This is a genomic window from Niastella sp. sgz303648, from assembly GCF_059587045.1.
The window spans coordinates 435,356-454,133 of record NZ_JCAPSW010000003.1 but is presented as its reverse complement, the minus strand read 5'-3'; the positions used below and the strand labels follow the sequence as shown (position 1 = coordinate 454,133).

The window sequence follows — 18,778 nt, the reverse complement described above, 5'->3', positions numbered from 1 at the left end:
GTTTAAATGGTTCTTCGATTTATCGGGTCCTGTTCTTTGATTCAGCTTTTCTCAAGGCATGAAATGTAAATGACCTGTTTGACTAAAGACCTGTTTCAAATTCACCTATTACTTTGGAGTTACAAAACCTGTACTTGCATTAGTACCGAATTAATTCGCCAATAGGCAAATCCCATATGTGACTTTTGCTTTCCCGATAAAATAGAGGGTTTGCAAGGTTGAAAGCTTTTCCGACAAAGCCGGGATTCCAAGGTATATGCCTGGATGATTTATTCGCCCCGGTATTAGTGGCATCTCCCGGCATTCATGATATTTGGAAACCTGTTTTTAATCGGCCTCTTTATTAAAGGACATCGCTGCAATAAGGCGGACCAAACTAAATCTTAGAGCCAATAAAGATAGAAGATACCGCCTGTTTTGCCGGCCGCCATGTACAATCTACTTTCATCGCCAATTATTCTTCTGATAATAATGAATTGACCAGGCGTGGAAACATTCACTTTTCAGTTTTATCATTAGAACCATCAATGTAGTTAACGAAACCCAATTTTACTGTCGGCAAAACAATGCAAAGGAAAAATTGACTTAACTCCACGTCTTCTGTGCTTGCGGGTGCGAGATAGTTATTTCAAACGGTCGATGGTATTCTTACTTAAACAGCTCAAACCGGAATGATCAAATATTTTAGACAGATAGATAAAAGTTAAAGGCAAATCGATCAAAGAAAAATCATCTCATAAAAAGTTTATCCCGGTATGAAAAAGGGATTTCAAATAGTTGGGTGGTACACCGACCGAACTCAATTGTACTAATTGCTCAGGTAATGGCAGTAAGAACAACTATTTTTTGCAGACAGACAGAACTTAAATTCAGATCAAACAAAGAGCAAACACAGTTTATAAAGAGGTTTTACCTGCATGATGTCTGGGTAAGGTCTGGGTTATGTCTCTGTTAAAGCTGGGTTAGCTTGAAAAATTTCTCTGTTCTATTTTAAAAAATTATGCGATAGCCAGGCACTCCCGGGATGATTAAATTTGGTTACCGATATGCAAACCGGGAGCGGTTTTACCGAATTGCTATTGCAGTTCGGTGATTTCCTGTACATATTCCAAAACATCTTCACTACCCTTCAACCCTTATTGATGCAGATCCGGTCCTAACCTTTGGTTATGATTTGAATAAAAAGAAAGCGGTATTGTTATAAAATGAAGTTCACTTTTGCAGGTTCTCTTTTCGGGGATCTCACAAATGTTACGAAGCTGGTAATTTATTGCTGCAGCAGCGTTCGCAAACTATCTGAATCCGTTTCTTTGCAAAAAAAATTGTCATCACCAACAGAATAAATTGGGGAACTTTAAAAACAGGGAATTATACACCAATGAAAGTCGGACTATATTTTGGATCCTTCAATCCTATTCATCATGGTCATTTGATCATTGCCAATTACATGTTGCAACACTCCGATCTTGACCAGGTGTGGTTTGTTGTGTCGCCGCAAAATCCGTTCAAGCAATCGGGCAGTTTATTAAATGCCTATCACCGCTTATACCTGGTGCAATTGTCGGTTGAAGCTGAGCCGAAATTAAAAGCAAGCGATATCGAGTTTCGTTTGCCGCAGCCTTCGTATACGGTGAACACCCTCGCCTATTTGCATGAAAAATATCGGGCTCACGAGTTTGCCATCATAATGGGCAGTGACAGTTTTGAAAATCTGAGCAAATGGAAGAATTATGAATTCATTTTGCAGCACTGCCCCATTTATGTGTACCGCCGCCCGGGTCACGAAGTGACCAATAATTTTAAACAGGGATCAATCACCATCATGGATGCGCCCCTGCTGCAGATATCGGCTACACATATACGAAATAATGTGAAACAGGGGAAATCAATCCGCTACCTGGTGCCTGATAAGGTTGCAGAGGAAATTGAAAGAAATGGGTATTATCGTTGATTCATCAATGTTAGTAATTAAGGGCTGGCGAAATGCCGATCCGTTGTTCACTGCGTAGGAGGCGACCCGGTCTGCAGGTAAATGTTCCCAATCTTCATATTATGAAAACATATATATTATCCTTATTCCTTATCTTTAGTTCCCCTGTTCTTTTTGCTCAGAAAACGGATCACCGGCTACAGCAAAAAATTCAGGAACTGGTAAAAGGGTTTCGTGGTGATATTGGCGTATATATTAAAAACCTGCGCACCGGTAAAGTGGCCATGATCAATGCCGACACCATTTTTCCAACCGCCAGTATGGTTAAGATCCCAATCATGATCGGTATTCAGGATAAACTCGAAAAAGGCGAACTGGAATACCATCAGCAGCTCGAATACAAGGACTCCTTACTATATGCCGGTGAAGATATTCTGGGGTCTTTCAAAAGTGGTGAAAAGATCGGTTTGCATAAAGTAATTATGCTCATGCTTACCACCAGCGACAATACTGCCAGTTTGTGGCTGCAAAGTTTGGCAGGCACCGGTACGCGCATCAATGAATTACTCGATTCGCTGGGCCTGGTGTATACACGCGTTAATTCAAGAACACCCGGCCGTGAAGAAAACCGGAACCTATATGGATGGGCCCAAACCACTCCCCGCGAAATGGGCCAGCTAATGGAAAAGATTTACCGGGGCGAAGTGATCAGTAAAAAGGCGAGTGAAAAAATGATCAGATTACTGGGAAGAAATTATAATGATGAACAGGCGATCGCAGAAATTCCACCGTATATTTTTGTTGCATCCAAAAACGGATGTGTAAATGCATCGCGCAATGAAATTCTGCTGGTGATGGCGCCACATGATCCCTATATATTTTCAGTAACTACAAAAAATATACAGGACCAAAGCTGGGATAACGCAAATGAAGCATGGACGCTCACCCGGCGGCTTTCGGCATTATGCTGGAATTATTTTGAACCACGATCGCGCTGGAAACCATCATTATAAATCGTCTTAAATGTTACACAATACCTAACTTGTGCTTTTTTGATATTTGAACGTATGTGAATGATCCTTCTTCGCCATATACCTTTTTTAAAAGCTGTTTTTTTTCATAGTGTTTCAGCCTTTGGTGGTCCGCAAGGCCATTTTGGTATGGTGATGAAAACATTTGTTCACCAGCGCCATGATGTAACCGAACAGGAGCTGCTTGAATATAATTCCTTTTGCCAGTTGTTACCCGGCGCATCATCAACACAGGTACTCACATTAATAGGATATAAACGGGGCGGCGTTCCCCTCGCTGTTTTAACGCTGATGATATGGATTGCCCCGGCTTGTATTCTGATGGGTGCCTTTTCGTTCTTACTGGAGTTTTTCGATAGCAAGGCAATGAGCGATGGCATATTTAAATTCATTCAGCCCATGGCCGTGGGTTTTCTGGCCTTCGCTGCAACCAAATCGTTCAAAGTAGCTATTCATAATAATATTACCCGTGTAATAATGGTAGTAAGTACCATTGCAACGTATTTCCTTTTCAAGTCGCCCTGGGTAATGCCGCTGTTGTTACTGGCTGGTGGGTTTGTTACCAACCTGAGCGATAAACGCATACCTGAAAAACCGCAACCGGTTAAAAAAATTAAATGGGGAAACATCTGGTTATTTGCCATTATATTTTTGGTAGCCGGTATCGTGAGTGAATTGGCCCGTAAAAATGACTGGCCCAATCGCCGTCCGCTGAACCTTTTTGAAAATACCTACCGTTTCGGAAGTCTGGTCTTTGGCGGCGGACAGGTACTCATTCCCATGATGTACGAGCAATATGTTGAGCGTCCCAAATCGCCAACGGTTATCAGAAAAAACCTGAATAAAAAAGGGAATGTAATCAGCATCGACCGCAATGATTTTTACACCGGCGCCGGTATCGTGCGCGCCATACCCGGACCGGTATTTTCCATTGCTTCTTTTATGGGTGGTATGGCCATGAAAGATAAAGGCACCGGCTGGCAAATACTGGGATGCCTGATTGGGTCCATTGCTATTTTTTTACCAAGCGCCCTGCTGGTGTTATTCTTTTTTCCCATCTGGTACAACCTGCAACGATACGTTGTGGTATACCGTGCCATGGAGGGCATCAATGCCGTGGTTGTTGGCATTATGGTGGCCGGCACTATTTATATGATGCGCGATATTTCAGTTATCGGTTTTCACTCCGTTAGTTTATTGAACATCGCCGTTATAGCTGGCACCTGGCTGCTGCTTACTTTCACTCGTATTCCTTCGCCGGGTATAGTATTGATCTGTTTTTTACTGGGATGGATTTGGCGGGCAACCATGTAACTTCCTGCCAAAATGTTTCCGCCGTAGCGTTAACAGCATAATCAATTAGTGTATGCTTTACTGTTATTTTATTGCCCTGCCGGTAAACGGTCTTATAATTAAATAGCCTTATACGGCGATACCACCTTACTTATGCTTCTTTTCCCATATGGCTCGATTTTTAAAATTGCTATTGCGATGCATTTTTAGTAAATTACATATCATGCAACTGCATGGCAAAGCTATTTGAGTTAATATGAGGCGCATAGTATTATATATCCTTTTACTCGTTACTCCATGGCCTTTGTATGCGCAAAAAGTACTTTCGCTGTATCTGGATGCAACGATCAATCCTGCCACTGCCGATTTTATTCACCGCGCCATTGAAAAAGCAAAAACCGACAAAGCAACCTGTTTACTTATTCATCTGAACACACCCGGAGGGTTACTTAAAAGTACCCGTGTTATTGTAAGCGATATACTTGAATCGGATGTACCAATAATTGTGTATGTATCGCCCGGCGGGGCGCATGCCGGATCGGCGGGTGTGTTTATTACTATGGCCGCCCATATTGCTGCCATGGCGCCGGGAACCAATATCGGCGCCGCTCACCCGGTAAATACTCAGGGCCAAATGGATACCATTATGAGCGAAAAGGCAACCAATGATGCCATGGCTTTCATTCGCTCCATCGCCGCCAAACGCGAACGCAATGTTGAATGGGCCGCACAGGCCGTGCGCAACAGTGTATCACTAACCGAAAAAGAAGCATTGGAAAATAATGTCATCAATCTTATTGCTGCCAATGAACAGGAGCTGTTGAAAAATATAGATGGTAAAACAGTTACCGTTAGTACGGGACCAATTGTGCTGCATACAAAAAATGCAAGCGTTGAAGTAATTGAAATGGGGTGGGGCGAAAAAATGCTGAATATTCTCAGTGACCCGAATGTTGCCTATATTTTATTTCTTTTAGGTTTATACGGACTCATTTTTGAGCTGTATAGTCCGGGCGCCATCTTCCCCGGTATTATCGGAGGTATTTGTATCATTCTTGCTTTGTACACCATGCATACATTGCCGGTAAATTATGCTGGTCTTGCCCTGATCGTTTTTGGTATAATACTGTTTCTGCTCGAAATCAAAATAGTTAGTCATGGATTGCTGGCCATCGGAGGGGTTATTTCGTTGCTGCTGGGATCGATGATGTTGATAAGAACCAATCAGGCCTGGTCGATTGCCAGCTTATCGTGGAGTGTAATTATAACGGCTGTTGGCATTTCTTCCCTGTTCTTTTTGTTTGTAGTAGGCATGGGAATAAAAGCACAACGGGCCAAGCCTGTTACCGGACTGGAAGCCATGATTGGTGAAATTGGTCAGGCAATTAGTGAACTGAATCCTGCCGGCACAGTTCGCATGCATGGAGAAATATGGAGGGCTATATCATCCACTGGTCTTATTGCCGAAGGGAAAAAAGTGATTGTAACCGGCTTTCAGAATCTTACCCTGCAGGTTGAGTCATACAACGAACCATCTACATCTACATAAATCAATTTATTATGAACACATTACCAATATCGGCTTCGGCCATTGTGATAATTCTGTTTTTGATATTTGTATTATCGAGCGCCATTCGCATACTGCGCGAATATGAGCGCGGTGTAGTTTTCAGGTTGGGACGGGTTATGTCGGTACGCGGCCCCGGTCTTATTTTGCTGATCCCCGTAATTGATAAAATGGTAAAAGTGAGTTTGCGCACAGTGGTTATGGATGTACCGCCGCAGGATATCATTACTGAAGATAACGTGTCGATAAAAGTAAATGCTGTTGTGTACTTCAGGGTTATGCAACCGCAAAAAGCCATTGTAGAAGTTGAAAATTACCTTGTGGCTACCTCTCAGTTTTCGCAAACAACGTTACGAAGTGTATTGGGGCAATCGGAGCTCGACGACCTGCTTTCGCAACGCGAAAAGATCAATCAAAAACTACAGCAGATCATCGACACTCATACCGAACCCTGGGGCATTAAAGTATCGAATGTAGAAGTAAAGCAAATTGACCTGCCGCAGGAAATGCAGCGGGCGATGGCCAAACAGGCCGAAGCAGAACGCGAACGCCGGTCGAAAGTAATTGCCGCCGAAGGTGAATTCCAGGCCTCGCAAAGGCTGGCCGATGCAGCGAGAATTTTGAGCGATCAGCCCAGTGCGCTCACGTTGCGTTATTTACAAACTTTACGGGAAATTGCTACTGAAAATAATTCAACTACCATTTTCCCTGTACCGATTGACTTGCTGAAGCCGTTTTTGAATAAAGAGGGGAAGTAAAGAATGGCTATGATTTTTGGGGCAACGGAGTTAAAAATATTTCTGCGGTTACATTAGTACGATAGGGACAATTGTTTGTTTTAATTAGTTATGAAAGGGTATTGAAGTAGTAACTGATAATAAAACGTTGTAGTAATGTCCCGCTCGCCATACATATATAAGAAGGAAAGTGGTAACAGGTATAATTTTATAAGTTCGGGTAAAAGGACTATTGTAAAGGTCGTTGAGTTTACCCCAACATCTGAAAAAGACATTTATAATTTAGGTTTTGGGGATCTATTGCCTGATGAAGAAATAGATGATAAGGTTAAATCAAACAATGGAGATATAGTTAAAATCTTTGCTGCAGTAATTGATATTTTACAAGATTTTACCAAAACAAACCCATCATTAATAATCGCATTTACAGGGAGTACTTTGGAGCGGACTAAATTATACAACCGCATGATAAGGACTTATTATCATACATTTAGCAAAATGTTTATTATCTCAGGATTAATTGAAACCAAAAATGGAACAAAGGAAATCCTTTTTGATCCGAAGGGTTCTTCTTTCTTTTTTTTGGGGGAAAAAGGATTAAGTAAATTTACAATATGGCAATAATAAAGAAGAAAACAGGTCGTAAAGCTTCATTAAAAAAATTGATGAAGCAAAAGACTGTTATTGTCATTAAAACTGAGTTTCCTCCGGAAGAGACGTTGTTCCCTGAAAAGCTAAAAAAAGTAAACGAATTTCTGGCAAAAGCCAAACTGATGGATCGTTAGTATTCTATTGTATTAATTTTTTATAGAGTTATGGCAAAGAAAAATCAGCTCGTAAAGTTTCATCAAAACAATTGATGAAACAACAGACTGTTATTGTCATAAAAACTACAGTTCCCGCAAAGGATACTTTGATTCCGGAAAAGCTTAAAAAAGCAAATGAGTTGCTTAAGAATGTCAAATTAATGGATTCGGGGTCCTGTTAATATCTTCACCTGTTTACGATTTCATTCTCTCGGGTTTTATTATTTCCTTCCATATTTCCCCATCTATCATTTTATCAAGTCGCTGTTAAACAGTAACTTCATAATAGGGATTCGTGTACCATTAACCATTAATTGATGCTTACCGCCGGTCGCTTGCCAGCGCAACCATTTTATTAAGTTGAAACACAGAACATGAGTGCAGAACATCAACGACTTGCGGTTAATTCCACAAGGAAAATTCCTTTGGAACAATGGGGACCGTATTTAAGTGAACGCCAATGGGGAACTGTTAGAGAAGATTATAGTCCAAATAGCGATGCATGGAATTATTTTACCCATGATCAGGCGCGCTTTCGTGCCTATCGCTGGGGCGAGGATGGCATTGCCGGCATTTCTGATTTTTTTCAAAATCTTTGTTTCGCCATAAGCCTGTGGAATGGAAAAGATGCCATATTGAAAGAGCGGCTTTTTGGCCTGGGTAATTATGAAGGTAACCATGGCGAAGATGTAAAGGAACTATATTACTACCTCGACAATTTGCCCACGCATTATTACATGGAGTATTTGTACAAATACCCTCAGCAAAAATTCCCTTACGACGATTTGCTGGCGGTAAACAGGCAACGCTCACGCAACGAGCCTGAATACGAATTACTCGATACCGGCATCTTCAATAACAATGAATATTTCGACGTAAACATTACCTATGCAAAACACAACTCCCGCGATATTTGTGTAAAGATCAATATTCATAACCGCGCCAGTAAATCGGCCGAAATTACCGTATTGCCCACTTTATGGTTTTACAACCGCTGGATGCACGATCCTTCGAAGAAAAAACCATCTATTTCGTGGCGTGATAAAACTTCGGTAAAAGCCACCCACCACCGGTTAGGAACTTATTATTTATATTTTCAGCCTCCGCGCGATTGTCTGTTCACCGAAAATGAAACGAATTTTGAAGTAGTAAATGGCAAACCCAATTTGTCGCCTTTTACAAAAGACGCATTTCATGGGGCAATAATAAAGGGCGAAAACTTAACAGCCCTGCGTCAGAAAAAATCGGGGACAAAATTTGCCCCCGTTTACCGCTTTCGCATACAGGCTGGTCGGTCAGAAACTATTTACCTGCGGCTGAGCAACAAAATGATGGATGTTCCTTTTAATCATGGGTTCGAAGACATTTTTACCCTGCGAAAGGAAGAAGCAGATGCCTTTTATGAAAAAGTGCTTAGCGGTATCAATCCCGGCCTGGCTAAAATTCAGCGACGCGCATTGGCGGGTTTGCTATGGAGTAAACAGTATTATCATTTTGATGTAGAACGCTGGCTTACCACCAGCGATCAGATAACGCCGGTAAGTCCATCGCGATTAACAGGTCGCAACCACGATTGGAAGCATCTTAAAAACCAGGATATTATTTGCATGCCCGATAAATGGGAATATCCCTGGTATGCGGCCTGGGACCTGGCCTTTCAGTGCATTCCCATGGCAATGGTAGATCCTGTGTTTGCCAAGCATCAGCTTACCTTAATCATGCGCGAATGGTATATGAAGCCCGATGGCCAGTTGCCGGCGTATGAATGGAATTTCAGTGATGTTAATCCGCCTGTGCAGGCATGGGCGGCGCTTGAAGTGTATCGCATCGAAAAAAAGCAAACAGGCAAAGGCGATATCGCGTTCTTAAAACGAATTTTTCAAAAGCTGATCATCAATTTTACATGGTGGATCAATCGTAAAGACTCCAACGGTAATAACATGTTCCAGGGCGGGTTCCTTGGGCTTGATAATATTGGTGTGTTCAACAGAAGCCACCTGGTACATCATGATATGGAGCTGGAACAGGCCGATGGTACCAGCTGGATGGGCATGTATGCACTGAACATGATGGATATGGCGTTGGAAATTTCAATGCACGATCAAACATTTGAAGATACGGCCACCAAGTTTTTTGAACATTTTGTAATGATTGCCGAAGCATTGAATGAACAGGGTATGTGGAATCAGGAAGATAAATTCTTTTATGATACCCTTTCCATTGCCGGCGCGGCCCCGCTGCATTTACGCATATTCTCCATTGTTGGGTTAACTTCTTTGTTTGCGGTGTCGACCATCGAAAAACGTATTCTCGATAAAATGGATGATTTCAGAAAACGGATCACCTGGTTCGAAAACTACCGCAAAAAAAATAGTAAGTTCTGGCCCAATGAAGAGCGAAGCGATGGTAAAACCATTTTATTATCGCTGGTGCCTAAAGAAAGAGTAGTGTTTTTGTTGCAGCGTTTGTTGGATGAAACACAGTTTCTATCGACATGGGGTATACGCGCATTATCGAAATACCATGAAAAAAATCCGTATTCGGTAACTATAAGAGGCGTACAATATAAGATAGAATATGAACCCGGCGATTCAACCTCCGACATGTTTGGCGGAAACTCAAACTGGCGTGGCCCTGTGTGGATGCCCATCAATTACATCATTATACAATCGATCAGGCATTTTGGAGAATTTTATGGCGATGAATTAATTGTTGAATGCCCTACCGGTTCAGGTATAACAATGAACCTGAAACAGGTAGCCGATGAGTTAACACGCCGGCTGATTGGCTTATTCCAAAATAACGAGCATGGCAAACGGCCATCGCATGGTCCGTATAACTGGTTTTATCAACGTAATGAAAATGCTGATCTCGTACTTTTTTACGAATATTTTCATGGTGAAACCGGTATGGGTTTGGGCGCCAGTCATCAAACCGGCTGGACGGCACTGGTAGCCGAGCTGGTGTATGCGTTATCAAAAAAAGATACTCCGGTTAAAGAATCAGAAGAGATTCAAAAAATTGAAGAATAACCCCTGAGGGTTTTTATAAAGCGTTAAGGTGGGTCATCCTTTAAAGGGAGGCCCACCTTAATTTTTTTGAAAATAACCCTCAGTGTTTCGAGGCAACATTGATTGAATTCCACAACTACCCCCATGGCACAAACATTGCACAATTGTATTGAGCAACATTGAGATCAATACATAAAGGTATAGCTATGAAGAAATTATGTGTAATATGCCCGGCTGTCCTTTTTGTGTTCGCAACTGTATGTGCCCAGAACGATTCTGCCGGTATACAAAGCGATACAAGAATAAAAGCCGATACTTTGCCGGTTGAATTACAACCCGCAATAAATGATATGGCCCAGCCGGTTTATAAATTGAATCCTGCAGTTGATATACCGGTAACTGCTATCGGAACAGGGTGGTCGTTATACGCTTTTACAAAAATATACAGCAAGGATCCATCAAACGAAGAAGCCATCCTGGCATTAAACAAGAACAATATAAATGGTTTCGATCGCTGGGCCATACGCCCATATTCAAAGAAGCTTGACGATATAAGTTATATTCCCTTCTATGCATCGATGCCGTTACCCGTGTTGTTTTTGTTCGATAACAAAATGCGGAAGGACATTGCAAAACTATCTTTCATGTACCTGGAAGCCATGTCGGTAACCGGATTATTGTATACGGGTTCAACCTATTTTACCAACCGGTATCGCCCATATGTATACAGTGATGAAACACCATTAGACTATCGTACAAGAGGCGGAGGCAAAAATTCATTTTATGCAGGGCATGTGGCGCTTGTGGCAACATCTACTTTTTTCATGGCACAGGTATATGCTGATTATCATCCTGATTCAAAAGTCAAATGGGTTTTTTATACCATCGCCTCGGCGGCTACGGGTACAACTGCTTATTTAAGGCATCGGGGCGGACAACATTTTCCTTCTGATTTATTATTGGGAATAACCCAGGGTACCTTAACCGGATTGCTGGTGCCGCGTCTTCACAGAAACAGACTGATCAAAAATCCTCATCTTACCATTTTACCTTTTACCGGACAATCGACCGGGCTGTTAGCTGTATATAAATTATAACAAAGGGGAAAGAGTTAAGGGTTCTCGCAATACGCTAAGGCGCAAAATTTGTCTCGACGAGAAGTCGGGAGCGATTTCCTTGCGATAATAATTATGATTTAAGCGAACTTTTTAGCGCCTTGGCGCCTTTGCGAGAAACTTAATAGCCAATGAGAGGGGAAAAGCATACCATATCGCCCATCGAAGATGGGACGCATAGATCCATGGACCCCTACCGGGGGTTGCGCATGCAACGAACCTAAATAACAGAGAGCTCAACAGGGAACTCAACAATTCCTGATACATATTTTAATGCATTAGGAACGAGTTCAAGGGCCATAAAAACTTCGGCAGGTACATCAAATGGCGGTCTGATATTCCAACGGGTGGTGGGCAGAAATCCAAATTTTGGAAAATAATATTCGTGCCCTAAAACCAGTACAGAAGTAAAACCGAGATCGGATGCTTTTTGTAAGCCATGCGTGATGAGTTTGGCGCCAACACCACGTCTTTGATAATCAGGATGAACCATCATGGGCGCCAGTCCCAGGCTTGGGTGCCGGTATTCTCCATTGGTGATTGTAACCCTTGATAATAAAATATATCCGATGATTTTATCGTCTGATAAGGCCACCAGCGATAATTCGGGAATAAAATTATTACCTCCACGTACAAAATCAACCAGTTTGGCTTCATTGTCCTGTCCAAAAACTACTCTGTTCAGTTCATAAATTTCATCTATGTCGGCCGGTATTTCAGGCCGGATTTCAATGTTCATTTGATAAGCATTACATAAGTTACTATACAAATTACAAACCACGTGCCCGTATAATAAGTATGCGTAATGACTTTCTGACGCAGGCACAGGATTCTTCTTATATAAGATAGCTAATTACACTCAAAAGTTGTATAGGGTTGCCTAAAGGATTTGTTAACTGTTGGTAAATGAAGAGCAACAAAGTGGTTGGCACACCATTGCATTCAGAGGTATTATTGTTCAAGTGCTTTCACCTCTTTCAAAAAATCGTATTGCAGATCTTCATGAAGGGTTTTTAACGTAGCATGAATTTTTTGCAGCTGGCTTTTGTACATGTTTGCTATCACCGTGTTTTTTTGAATAGGGATTCCTGAATCCCGCAATGTTTTACAAAAATGGATCAATAACTGAACCGTTGCCTGTGAGGAACCGGTATATCGTATATGCTTATTAATGATGCGAAGAATTTTGCGCAGCGTTTTTTTGGCGTAATACAAATTGCTTTGGTTCATTTCAGCAAATTGTTCATCTATTTCTTTTTTTACCGATTCAACATAACCTTGTTCGTCGTGCGCTTCAAAAAGCAGATAGGTCAATAACTCTTTATTCTCTTTTTTATATTTTGCCAGGCGCAAACATAATTCTGCTATGTCGGCTGCCGGGGAGTTGAGTAATTCCTGCTTAAGTTCGTGAATGGTTGCCGTTCTCATATTTACAAAAATAGGTGGCAGTAAGCTTTTATTTGTGGGGATGTTTTTTTATTGCTGAGCGCACCAGTTTACGCGATAACATATCGGCCTCTTTGTTATAATTGATGACATCAGTGCTTTTCTGGTGCGAAGGAATTTTGATAAGGGTTACCGAAAGCTGGTCGAGCAAACGGAATAAAGTTTTAATCAGTTCGGCATGGTGAACCTGATTTCCTTTCTTTACAGAAAACCCGGCAGATAATAATTTTTGTTTTCGTGCCGGTAAACCGGTTACATACTGGCTGTCGGAAAAAATCTGCAAAGCAACTGTTGGATACTGAACAGATACATATTCCAATGCTTTAATAACGGCCATTAATTCCATTTCATGATGGGTTGTTTCTGTTGATATACCGCGCAGTACAATTTTTTCGGTACCGGTTAATACAATGGCTACCCAGCTTCCTACACAGTGCTGTGTGTGGCAGCTTCCATCGGTATATATAGTAATTGTGTTAATCAGGTGATTTAGTTTAAAGCTGTTTCACAAAGCCGGTAGTTTTTGGTTCAAACCCGAGGTGCAGATAAAAATTGTGTGCTATTTTTCGTTCTTCCCTGTTTCCGCTGTTTAAAACAATTTGCCCGGCCCCTTTTTCTATTGCCCATGCTGAGGCTTTTTGCATCAGCGCCTTCCCGATTCCTTTTTTTCTGTGTGCCGGACTTACCACCGACGCTGCTATCCGAATATAAATTCCATTCTTTTCGTAATATATATTTTTGATCAATCCAATCATGCCTGCCACCTGGTTATTGTATTCGGCCACCCAGGTTGAATAATCGGAATGTGCTTTCAACAATTCATACCGCCTGCGCATATCGGCTTCGGTTGTAGCATATCCCAGATCATTCATTAATATCGACAGCCAGGGAATATCACTTTCGGTTGCCGAACGAATGGTGATATCATTTTTTTCAGTCATTGAAAGTATAATATAAATCAAATGTACGTCGCTGAGCGCAGTCGCACACAATCATTACCTTTGATATACTTTATTAAATCATGTCGACACTTACTATTACCACCATACAAACCAGTTTGCGTTGGGAAGATAAAGCGGCTAATATTCAGCTGTTCGATGAGAAAATCAGGAACATACAACAGCGAACAGAAGTAGTGGTGCTGCCCGAAATGTTCAGCACCGGATTTAGCATGCAGCCCGAAAAACTGGCCGAAACCATGGATGGCCCCACCATCAGCTGGATGAAAAAACTCTCGGCTGAAAAAAGGATCATTATTACCGGCAGTGTTATTATTGAAGAAGAAGGCAATTATTATAACCGGCTGGTGTGGATGTTGCCGAACGGACAATACGGCTATTACGATAAACGGCATTTATTTGCATATGAGCAGGAAGACCAGCACTACACTCCCGGCAATAAACGACTGATCGCTTCTGTTAAGGGATGGAAGATCAATTTGCTGGTTTGTTACGATTTGCGTTTTCCGGTTTGGAGCAGGCAGCAACAAATTCCTGCTTCAACTGCGCTGAGCGATGCAATGGGGCTGCCCGAAGCATCAACTTCGCATGATGAAATGCAACCTCCCATGGCTTCGACTTCGCTCAGTGCCGGCACTTCGGCCCCGCCCCCCGATCAAACGCCCGAATACGATTTGCTTATATATGTAGCCAACTGGCCCGAGCGCCGCAACCATGCCTGGAAAACTTTATTGCAGGCACGGGCCATCGAAAACCAGTGTTATGTAGTGGGCGTAAACCGGGTTGGCAAAGACGGGAATGATATTTATCACAGCGGCGATAGTATGATCGTTGATGCCATGGGTTCGGTATTGTATACAAAACCGCACGACGAAGATGTTTTTACCATAACGCTGCAGAAAAATACACTTGAAGAAACGCGCAATAAATTGCCATTTTTGAAAGATGCAGACCAGTTTATAATAACGTGAAACAGCAAACGGTCCCGCTGAGGCGGGATGAAACGGCAAACGGCGAACAATCCCGGCTAATCGGGGAGGAAACGGCAAATTTAAAAATGACGATCGGCAACAGACAGCATTAAAACTTTAAACCAGGGATTTAATAAGTGCACTTATAATATCAAATTCATGTTTACAGCCTATACGAATGGGAAAATATTCACGGGAAATGGTTTTGAAACAAATAAGGCGATATTAACCGACAACGACATTATCGTTGGCCTTACCGAAGCGGATGCTATTCCGTCGAAGTACAACATCGAAGATCTGAAAGGATTTACCATAGCCCCTGCTTTTATTGACCTGCAGATATATGGAGGCAATGGCAAAATGTTCTCGCACGAATTAAATGTTGAATCGCTGAAAGCAACATACGAATATTGTTTGAGCGGCGGCTGCACCCATTTTATGATCACCCTGGCCACCAACACCATTGAAAAATTTTTACAGGGGTTCGATGTTGCACGTGAATACCAGCAACAGGGAGGCAAAGGATTGTTAGGTGTTCATCTTGAAGGACCTTATATCAACCCCGTTAAACGCGGAGCTCATTTGGTAGATTGTATAAAGAATCCAACCATACAGGAAGTTTCGATGCTGTTGCAAAAAGGCGAAGGTGTTTTTAAAATGATGACGCTGGCGCCGGAGGTTTGCGCTGATGAAGTGATAAAATTGTTACAGCAACATAATATAATTGTTTCTGCAGGCCACACCAACGCCACATACGAACAGGCATTGCAGGCATTTAATAATGGCATTCCCGCTGCCACTCATTTATTCAATGCCATGTCGGCTTTACAACACCGGGCACCGGGAATGGTTGGCGCCGTTATGAACCATCCGTTCGTGCTGAGCAGTATTGTTTGCGATGGTATACATGTTGATTATGCTGCCGTTCATATTGCCAAAAAACTGTTGCAGCAGCGATTGTTCTTTATTACAGATGCCGTGTCTGAAACAACTTCGGGCGAATACCAGCACCTGTTCCGGGGCGACAGATATTCTCTTCCCGACGGCACTTTGTCGGGCTCAGCCCTTACCATGATGCAATGTGTAAAAAATGCGGTTGCTCATGCAGGTATTGCGCTGGAAGAAGCGTTGCGAATGGCATCGCAATATCCGGCGCAGTTATTAAAAGATAAGCAATTGGGAAAAATCGAAAAAGGATACCCGGCTAATTTTGTAGTGTTTGATGAGGCCCTCGACGTGCAGCGGGTTTATTGTTGAGCAACGCCTGTTTTATGCATGATGAGCCGGCGAATAACAGCGGCCTTTGGATCGATGCCCCGTTTGAGGGTTTCGCGATTAGGCGCTACAATAATATCAGGAATAATACCACGTCCTTCTTTTACCAGCAACGGGTCCATCACCAGCCTGAACTTAGGCAATCTGAAACGAACTTTTGTATTGGGTAGCGTAACATCGGGTATCATCCAGGCACTATTGCCATAAGCGCCTCCGCCCGTTTCTTCACCAATAACCTTTACGTTACTTTGACCCTGTAACACTTTTACAAATAAAGTAGTGGCCGAAAATGAGTTGCCGCCGGTTACAATATAAATATCTCCGTTAAAATGATTTCGTTTTATGGGATGGAAGTAATGCCGTTCAAAATAACCGAAGTGATACATTCCATCGTCTTTTTTATGCGTTACAAACTGCATCAGCGACCAGTAAAATGGCTGCCATTCTATGTATTTACTGTAATGACTGCTACGGCGAACAGCGTACAGCGAATCGGCCAGTTTAAATTTTTTATTGGCTAAATACCGGGTTAACATAGTAGAAATTCCCGCATCGCCACCACCATTGGTGCGCACGTCAACCACCAGCGATTGAATGTGCCGGCGTTGCAATTCGCGAAAGGCTTTGCGAAAAAACGACCGCAACTTATTACCGCGCGAAAAAGTGTGAACGGTCATGTAAGCCGATGACAAACTGGTATCGATTTGAACATAGCGGGCGCCAATAAGCGGTGACACCCGGCGGCGCACTGGTTCTTTGGCAGGTTTTGCGGGAGTGCCTTTTGCTGACGGCTGTTTTACCGTATCGGCTGCCGGATCGTATACAGGTACCGTTACTGAGGCGGTAGTGCCTGTACTATCGAGGTAGGTTACGGTAACCTGGTCTTTCATACCAATAATGTTGCGGTATAAAGTACCAAATGTACCACGGTTGCTAAGCGACTGGTATTTGCCATTGATGCTGTTGCCGTCGCCCGAAATAAAATTCATAAGGGTATCGGCGAGCTGGCGGGCAGGGTATCCGTCGATGGCCGTAACAATGGTACCGAATTTCAATACTGTATCTCTTCTGTTCAGATTGCCTGTGATGGCCATTGAATCATCGCCCCACACCTTAAGGCTCAGTGGGAACAATTTTATTTTAGCCGTATCGAGGTACTTGTTGTATTGCTTTGAATATTTAATGGCGGTATGTCCGCAATGAATTTTGCTGATCACATATGATAAAACATTTCTGAACTGCGGTTCGGTGAGCGAGTCGGAAATGCGGCGGTAGCCTTCATCGAAAAAATAATCCATGCTGTCTTTAGGTGTAAACCAATACAGACTTGGGTGCGATTCTTCAAGAACGCCCCTGAAAACCTGGTAATCCTGTTGCAGTTGTTGGGGGGCGTATTTGCGTTGGGGGTCAAAAGCCTGGCGTGAAGCAGAACAGCCGGTAAGGGCATAGGTAATTACAGCAAACAGAAACCATAAAATCTGCTTCATCATACTACACAGGTTTATTTTTTAAAGGCATTCCAGCCTTGGGCCGTAATGGGGTATACATGACCGCCTTTGGTAGTTATTTTTAACCCTTCCGCTGCATCTGTCATATAACCGATTACGCTGATTTGTTCATTTAAAACGATCTTTTCGTAATCTGATTGTGACATAGTGAACAGTAATTCATAATCTTCGCCGCCGCTTAAAGCACAGGCGGTGGGGTCTATTTCAAATTTGAAAGCCGCCTTGCGCATTTCTTCGGAAATGGGTATTTTTTCTTCATATATCAAACAGCCTAACTCACTATCACGGCAAATGTGTAGTATTTCGGAACTGAGGCCGTCGCTGATATCCATCATTGATGTAGGCACAATGGTGTTTTCTTCCAGAAATTCAATGATGTCTTTCCGGGCCTCGGGTTTCAACAGGCGGCCGATCACATAGCTTTCGCCTTCCAGATCGGGCTGAACCTGAGGATGTTCCATGTAAATTTGCTTTTCGCGTTCGAGGAACAGCAATCCTACATAAGCCGCCCCTAAATCGCCGCTGCAGCAAATAAGATCGCCTTTTTTGGCAGTGTTGCGGCGCACATATTTACCCGGCGATACCTCGCCAATGGCGGTAATAGAAATTACGAATCCCTTTTGCGAAGAACTGGTATCGCCCCCAACCAGGTCGACCCCATATTTTTCACAGGCAGCATAAATGCCTTCGTAAAATTCACTGATGGCTTCAACACTAAAACGGTTACTGATGCCTATACTTACTATAATTTGGGTGGGGGTGGCATTCATGGCGTATATGTCGCTGAGGTTCACCACCACGCTTTTATAGCCGAGGTGCTTCAGGGGGGTGTACATCAAATCAAAGTGAATGCCCTCGATGAGCAAATCGCTGGTGATAACGGTTTGTTTACCGAAATGATCAATTATCGCAGCATCATCGCCCACGCCAACAACCGACGATGCGTTTTGCAATTCTATATTTCTGGTGAGATGGTCAATTAATCCAAATTCCCCGAGGGAACTTATTTCTGTTCTACTTTCACTCATGGTGCTAATAATGGTATTATCATTCAAAAACAAAAAAGGTGGCCCTGAACAATAACCTTTGCTAAAGTTATTGAATTATTCGGCCGGCACGGGCCCGATAG

17 protein-coding genes are annotated in these 18,778 nt (G+C 42.6%); 11 read left to right on the top strand and 6 right to left on the bottom strand.

Translation table 11 applies throughout. The features are described 5' to 3' along the window. Positions 1-1,378 precede the first annotated feature (1,378 nt). The 9 genes from nadD (at position 1,379) to AC59IL_RS10725 (ending at position 11,472) form a co-directional block, all read left to right on the top strand. A complete protein-coding gene (gene nadD / locus AC59IL_RS10765; protein WP_496552126.1) occupies positions 1,379-1,951 on the top strand; it encodes a nicotinate (nicotinamide) nucleotide adenylyltransferase in 573 nt (190 codons plus the stop codon). 101 nt (positions 1,952-2,052) lie between these two features. Next, on the top strand, positions 2,053-2,943 hold the full coding sequence (locus tag AC59IL_RS10760; protein ID WP_496552125.1) for a serine hydrolase: 891 nt from the start codon (positions 2,053-2,055) through the stop codon (positions 2,941-2,943). A 60-nt stretch (positions 2,944-3,003) separates the two neighbouring features. After that, a complete protein-coding gene (locus AC59IL_RS10755) occupies positions 3,004-4,275 on the top strand; it encodes a chromate transporter (protein WP_496552124.1) in 1,272 nt (423 codons plus the stop codon). Between the two features lie 235 nt (positions 4,276-4,510). After that, positions 4,511-5,803 carry an NfeD family protein gene (locus AC59IL_RS10750; RefSeq protein WP_496552123.1) on the top strand — a complete coding sequence of 431 codons (1,293 nt, stop codon included), beginning with the start codon at positions 4,511-4,513 and terminating at the stop codon, positions 5,801-5,803. 11 nt (positions 5,804-5,814) lie between these two features. Then, positions 5,815-6,579 carry a slipin family protein gene (locus AC59IL_RS10745; RefSeq protein ID WP_496552122.1) on the top strand — a complete coding sequence of 255 codons (765 nt, stop codon included), beginning with the start codon at positions 5,815-5,817 and terminating at the stop codon, positions 6,577-6,579. A 135-nt stretch (positions 6,580-6,714) separates the two neighbouring features. Beyond that, complete coding sequence (locus tag AC59IL_RS10740) at positions 6,715-7,182, top strand: DUF6934 family protein (RefSeq protein ID WP_496552121.1); 468 nt, start codon at positions 6,715-6,717, stop codon at positions 7,180-7,182. Then, complete coding sequence (locus tag AC59IL_RS10735; RefSeq protein WP_496552120.1) at positions 7,173-7,343, top strand: hypothetical protein; 171 nt, start codon at positions 7,173-7,175, stop codon at positions 7,341-7,343. The genes AC59IL_RS10740 and AC59IL_RS10735 overlap by 10 nt, the downstream gene beginning before the upstream one ends. A 395-nt stretch (positions 7,344-7,738) precedes the next feature. Continuing rightward, positions 7,739-10,396: an MGH1-like glycoside hydrolase domain-containing protein gene (locus AC59IL_RS10730; protein ID WP_496552119.1), complete on the top strand. Its 2,658-nt coding sequence runs from the start codon at positions 7,739-7,741 to the stop codon at positions 10,394-10,396. Between the two features lie 185 nt (positions 10,397-10,581). Beyond that, on the top strand, positions 10,582-11,472 hold the full coding sequence (locus tag AC59IL_RS10725) for a phosphatase PAP2 family protein (RefSeq protein WP_496552118.1): 891 nt from the start codon (positions 10,582-10,584) through the stop codon (positions 11,470-11,472). A gap of 238 nt (positions 11,473-11,710) precedes the next feature. Here the strand turns inward: AC59IL_RS10725 and AC59IL_RS10720 are convergent, their stop codons facing one another. The 4 genes from AC59IL_RS10720 to AC59IL_RS10705 form a co-directional block, all read right to left on the bottom strand. Continuing rightward, positions 11,711-12,229 carry a GNAT family N-acetyltransferase gene (locus AC59IL_RS10720; RefSeq protein WP_496552117.1) on the bottom strand — a complete coding sequence of 173 codons (519 nt, stop codon included), beginning with the start codon at positions 12,227-12,229 and terminating at the stop codon, positions 11,711-11,713. Positions 12,230-12,441: 212 nt separating this feature from the next. Then, complete coding sequence (locus AC59IL_RS10715; protein WP_496552116.1) at positions 12,442-12,918, bottom strand: hypothetical protein; 477 nt, start codon at positions 12,916-12,918, stop codon at positions 12,442-12,444. A 28-nt stretch (positions 12,919-12,946) separates the two neighbouring features. Further along, positions 12,947-13,402, bottom strand: a complete 456-nt coding sequence (locus tag AC59IL_RS10710) for a ribonuclease HI (RefSeq protein WP_496552504.1) — start codon at positions 13,400-13,402, stop codon at positions 12,947-12,949. A 28-nt stretch (positions 13,403-13,430) separates the two neighbouring features. Continuing rightward, positions 13,431-13,877: a GNAT family N-acetyltransferase gene (locus AC59IL_RS10705; RefSeq protein WP_496552115.1), complete on the bottom strand. Its 447-nt coding sequence runs from the start codon at positions 13,875-13,877 to the stop codon at positions 13,431-13,433. An 80-nt stretch (positions 13,878-13,957) separates the two neighbouring features. On the opposite strand from AC59IL_RS10705, the gene AC59IL_RS10700 reads away from it, so the two are divergent. Both AC59IL_RS10700 and nagA read left to right on the top strand, forming a co-directional pair. Further along, entirely contained in the window at positions 13,958-14,866 is a 909-nt protein-coding gene (locus AC59IL_RS10700) for a nitrilase family protein (protein ID WP_496552114.1), read from the top strand. A 159-nt stretch (positions 14,867-15,025) separates the two neighbouring features. Beyond that, positions 15,026-16,123, top strand: a complete 1,098-nt coding sequence (nagA, locus tag AC59IL_RS10695) for an N-acetylglucosamine-6-phosphate deacetylase (RefSeq protein WP_496552113.1) — start codon at positions 15,026-15,028, stop codon at positions 16,121-16,123. On the opposite strand, the gene AC59IL_RS10690 is transcribed toward nagA, so the two are convergent. Next, positions 16,114-17,631: a S41 family peptidase gene (locus AC59IL_RS10690; protein WP_496552112.1), complete on the bottom strand. Its 1,518-nt coding sequence runs from the start codon at positions 17,629-17,631 to the stop codon at positions 16,114-16,116. The genes nagA and AC59IL_RS10690 overlap by 10 nt on opposite strands. A gap of 11 nt (positions 17,632-17,642) precedes the next feature. Beyond that, positions 17,643-18,677: a thiamine-phosphate kinase gene (gene thiL, locus AC59IL_RS10685; protein ID WP_496552111.1), complete on the bottom strand. Its 1,035-nt coding sequence runs from the start codon at positions 18,675-18,677 to the stop codon at positions 17,643-17,645. Between the last annotated feature and the right edge of the window lie 101 nt (positions 18,678-18,778).

What these genes read in the sequence shown, in the direction of transcription:
- nadD (WP_496552126.1), top strand. Translation starts at nt 1,379, where the DNA reads ATGAAAGTCGGACTATATTTTGGATCCTTCAATCCTATTCATCATGGT.
- AC59IL_RS10760 (WP_496552125.1), top strand. Translation starts at nt 2,053, where the DNA reads ATGAAAACATATATATTATCCTTATTCCTTATCTTTAGTTCCCCTGTT.
- AC59IL_RS10755 (WP_496552124.1), top strand. Translation starts at nt 3,004, where the DNA reads ATGATCCTTCTTCGCCATATACCTTTTTTAAAAGCTGTTTTTTTTCAT.
- AC59IL_RS10750 (WP_496552123.1), top strand. Translation starts at nt 4,511, where the DNA reads ATGAGGCGCATAGTATTATATATCCTTTTACTCGTTACTCCATGGCCT.
- AC59IL_RS10745 (WP_496552122.1), top strand. Translation starts at nt 5,815, where the DNA reads ATGAACACATTACCAATATCGGCTTCGGCCATTGTGATAATTCTGTTT.
- AC59IL_RS10740 (WP_496552121.1), top strand. Translation starts at nt 6,715, where the DNA reads ATGTCCCGCTCGCCATACATATATAAGAAGGAAAGTGGTAACAGGTAT.
- AC59IL_RS10735 (WP_496552120.1), top strand. Translation starts at nt 7,173, where the DNA reads ATGGCAATAATAAAGAAGAAAACAGGTCGTAAAGCTTCATTAAAAAAA.
- AC59IL_RS10730 (WP_496552119.1), top strand. Translation starts at nt 7,739, where the DNA reads ATGAGTGCAGAACATCAACGACTTGCGGTTAATTCCACAAGGAAAATT.
- AC59IL_RS10725 (WP_496552118.1), top strand. Translation starts at nt 10,582, where the DNA reads ATGAAGAAATTATGTGTAATATGCCCGGCTGTCCTTTTTGTGTTCGCA.
- AC59IL_RS10720 (WP_496552117.1), bottom strand. Translation starts at nt 12,229, where the DNA reads ATGAACATTGAAATCCGGCCTGAAATACCGGCCGACATAGATGAAATT.
- AC59IL_RS10715 (WP_496552116.1), bottom strand. Translation starts at nt 12,918, where the DNA reads ATGAGAACGGCAACCATTCACGAACTTAAGCAGGAATTACTCAACTCC.
- AC59IL_RS10705 (WP_496552115.1), bottom strand. Translation starts at nt 13,877, where the DNA reads ATGACTGAAAAAAATGATATCACCATTCGTTCGGCAACCGAAAGTGAT.
- AC59IL_RS10700 (WP_496552114.1), top strand. Translation starts at nt 13,958, where the DNA reads ATGTCGACACTTACTATTACCACCATACAAACCAGTTTGCGTTGGGAA.
- nagA (WP_496552113.1), top strand. Translation starts at nt 15,026, where the DNA reads ATGTTTACAGCCTATACGAATGGGAAAATATTCACGGGAAATGGTTTT.
- AC59IL_RS10690 (WP_496552112.1), bottom strand. Translation starts at nt 17,631, where the DNA reads ATGATGAAGCAGATTTTATGGTTTCTGTTTGCTGTAATTACCTATGCC.
- thiL (WP_496552111.1), bottom strand. Translation starts at nt 18,677, where the DNA reads ATGAGTGAAAGTAGAACAGAAATAAGTTCCCTCGGGGAATTTGGATTA.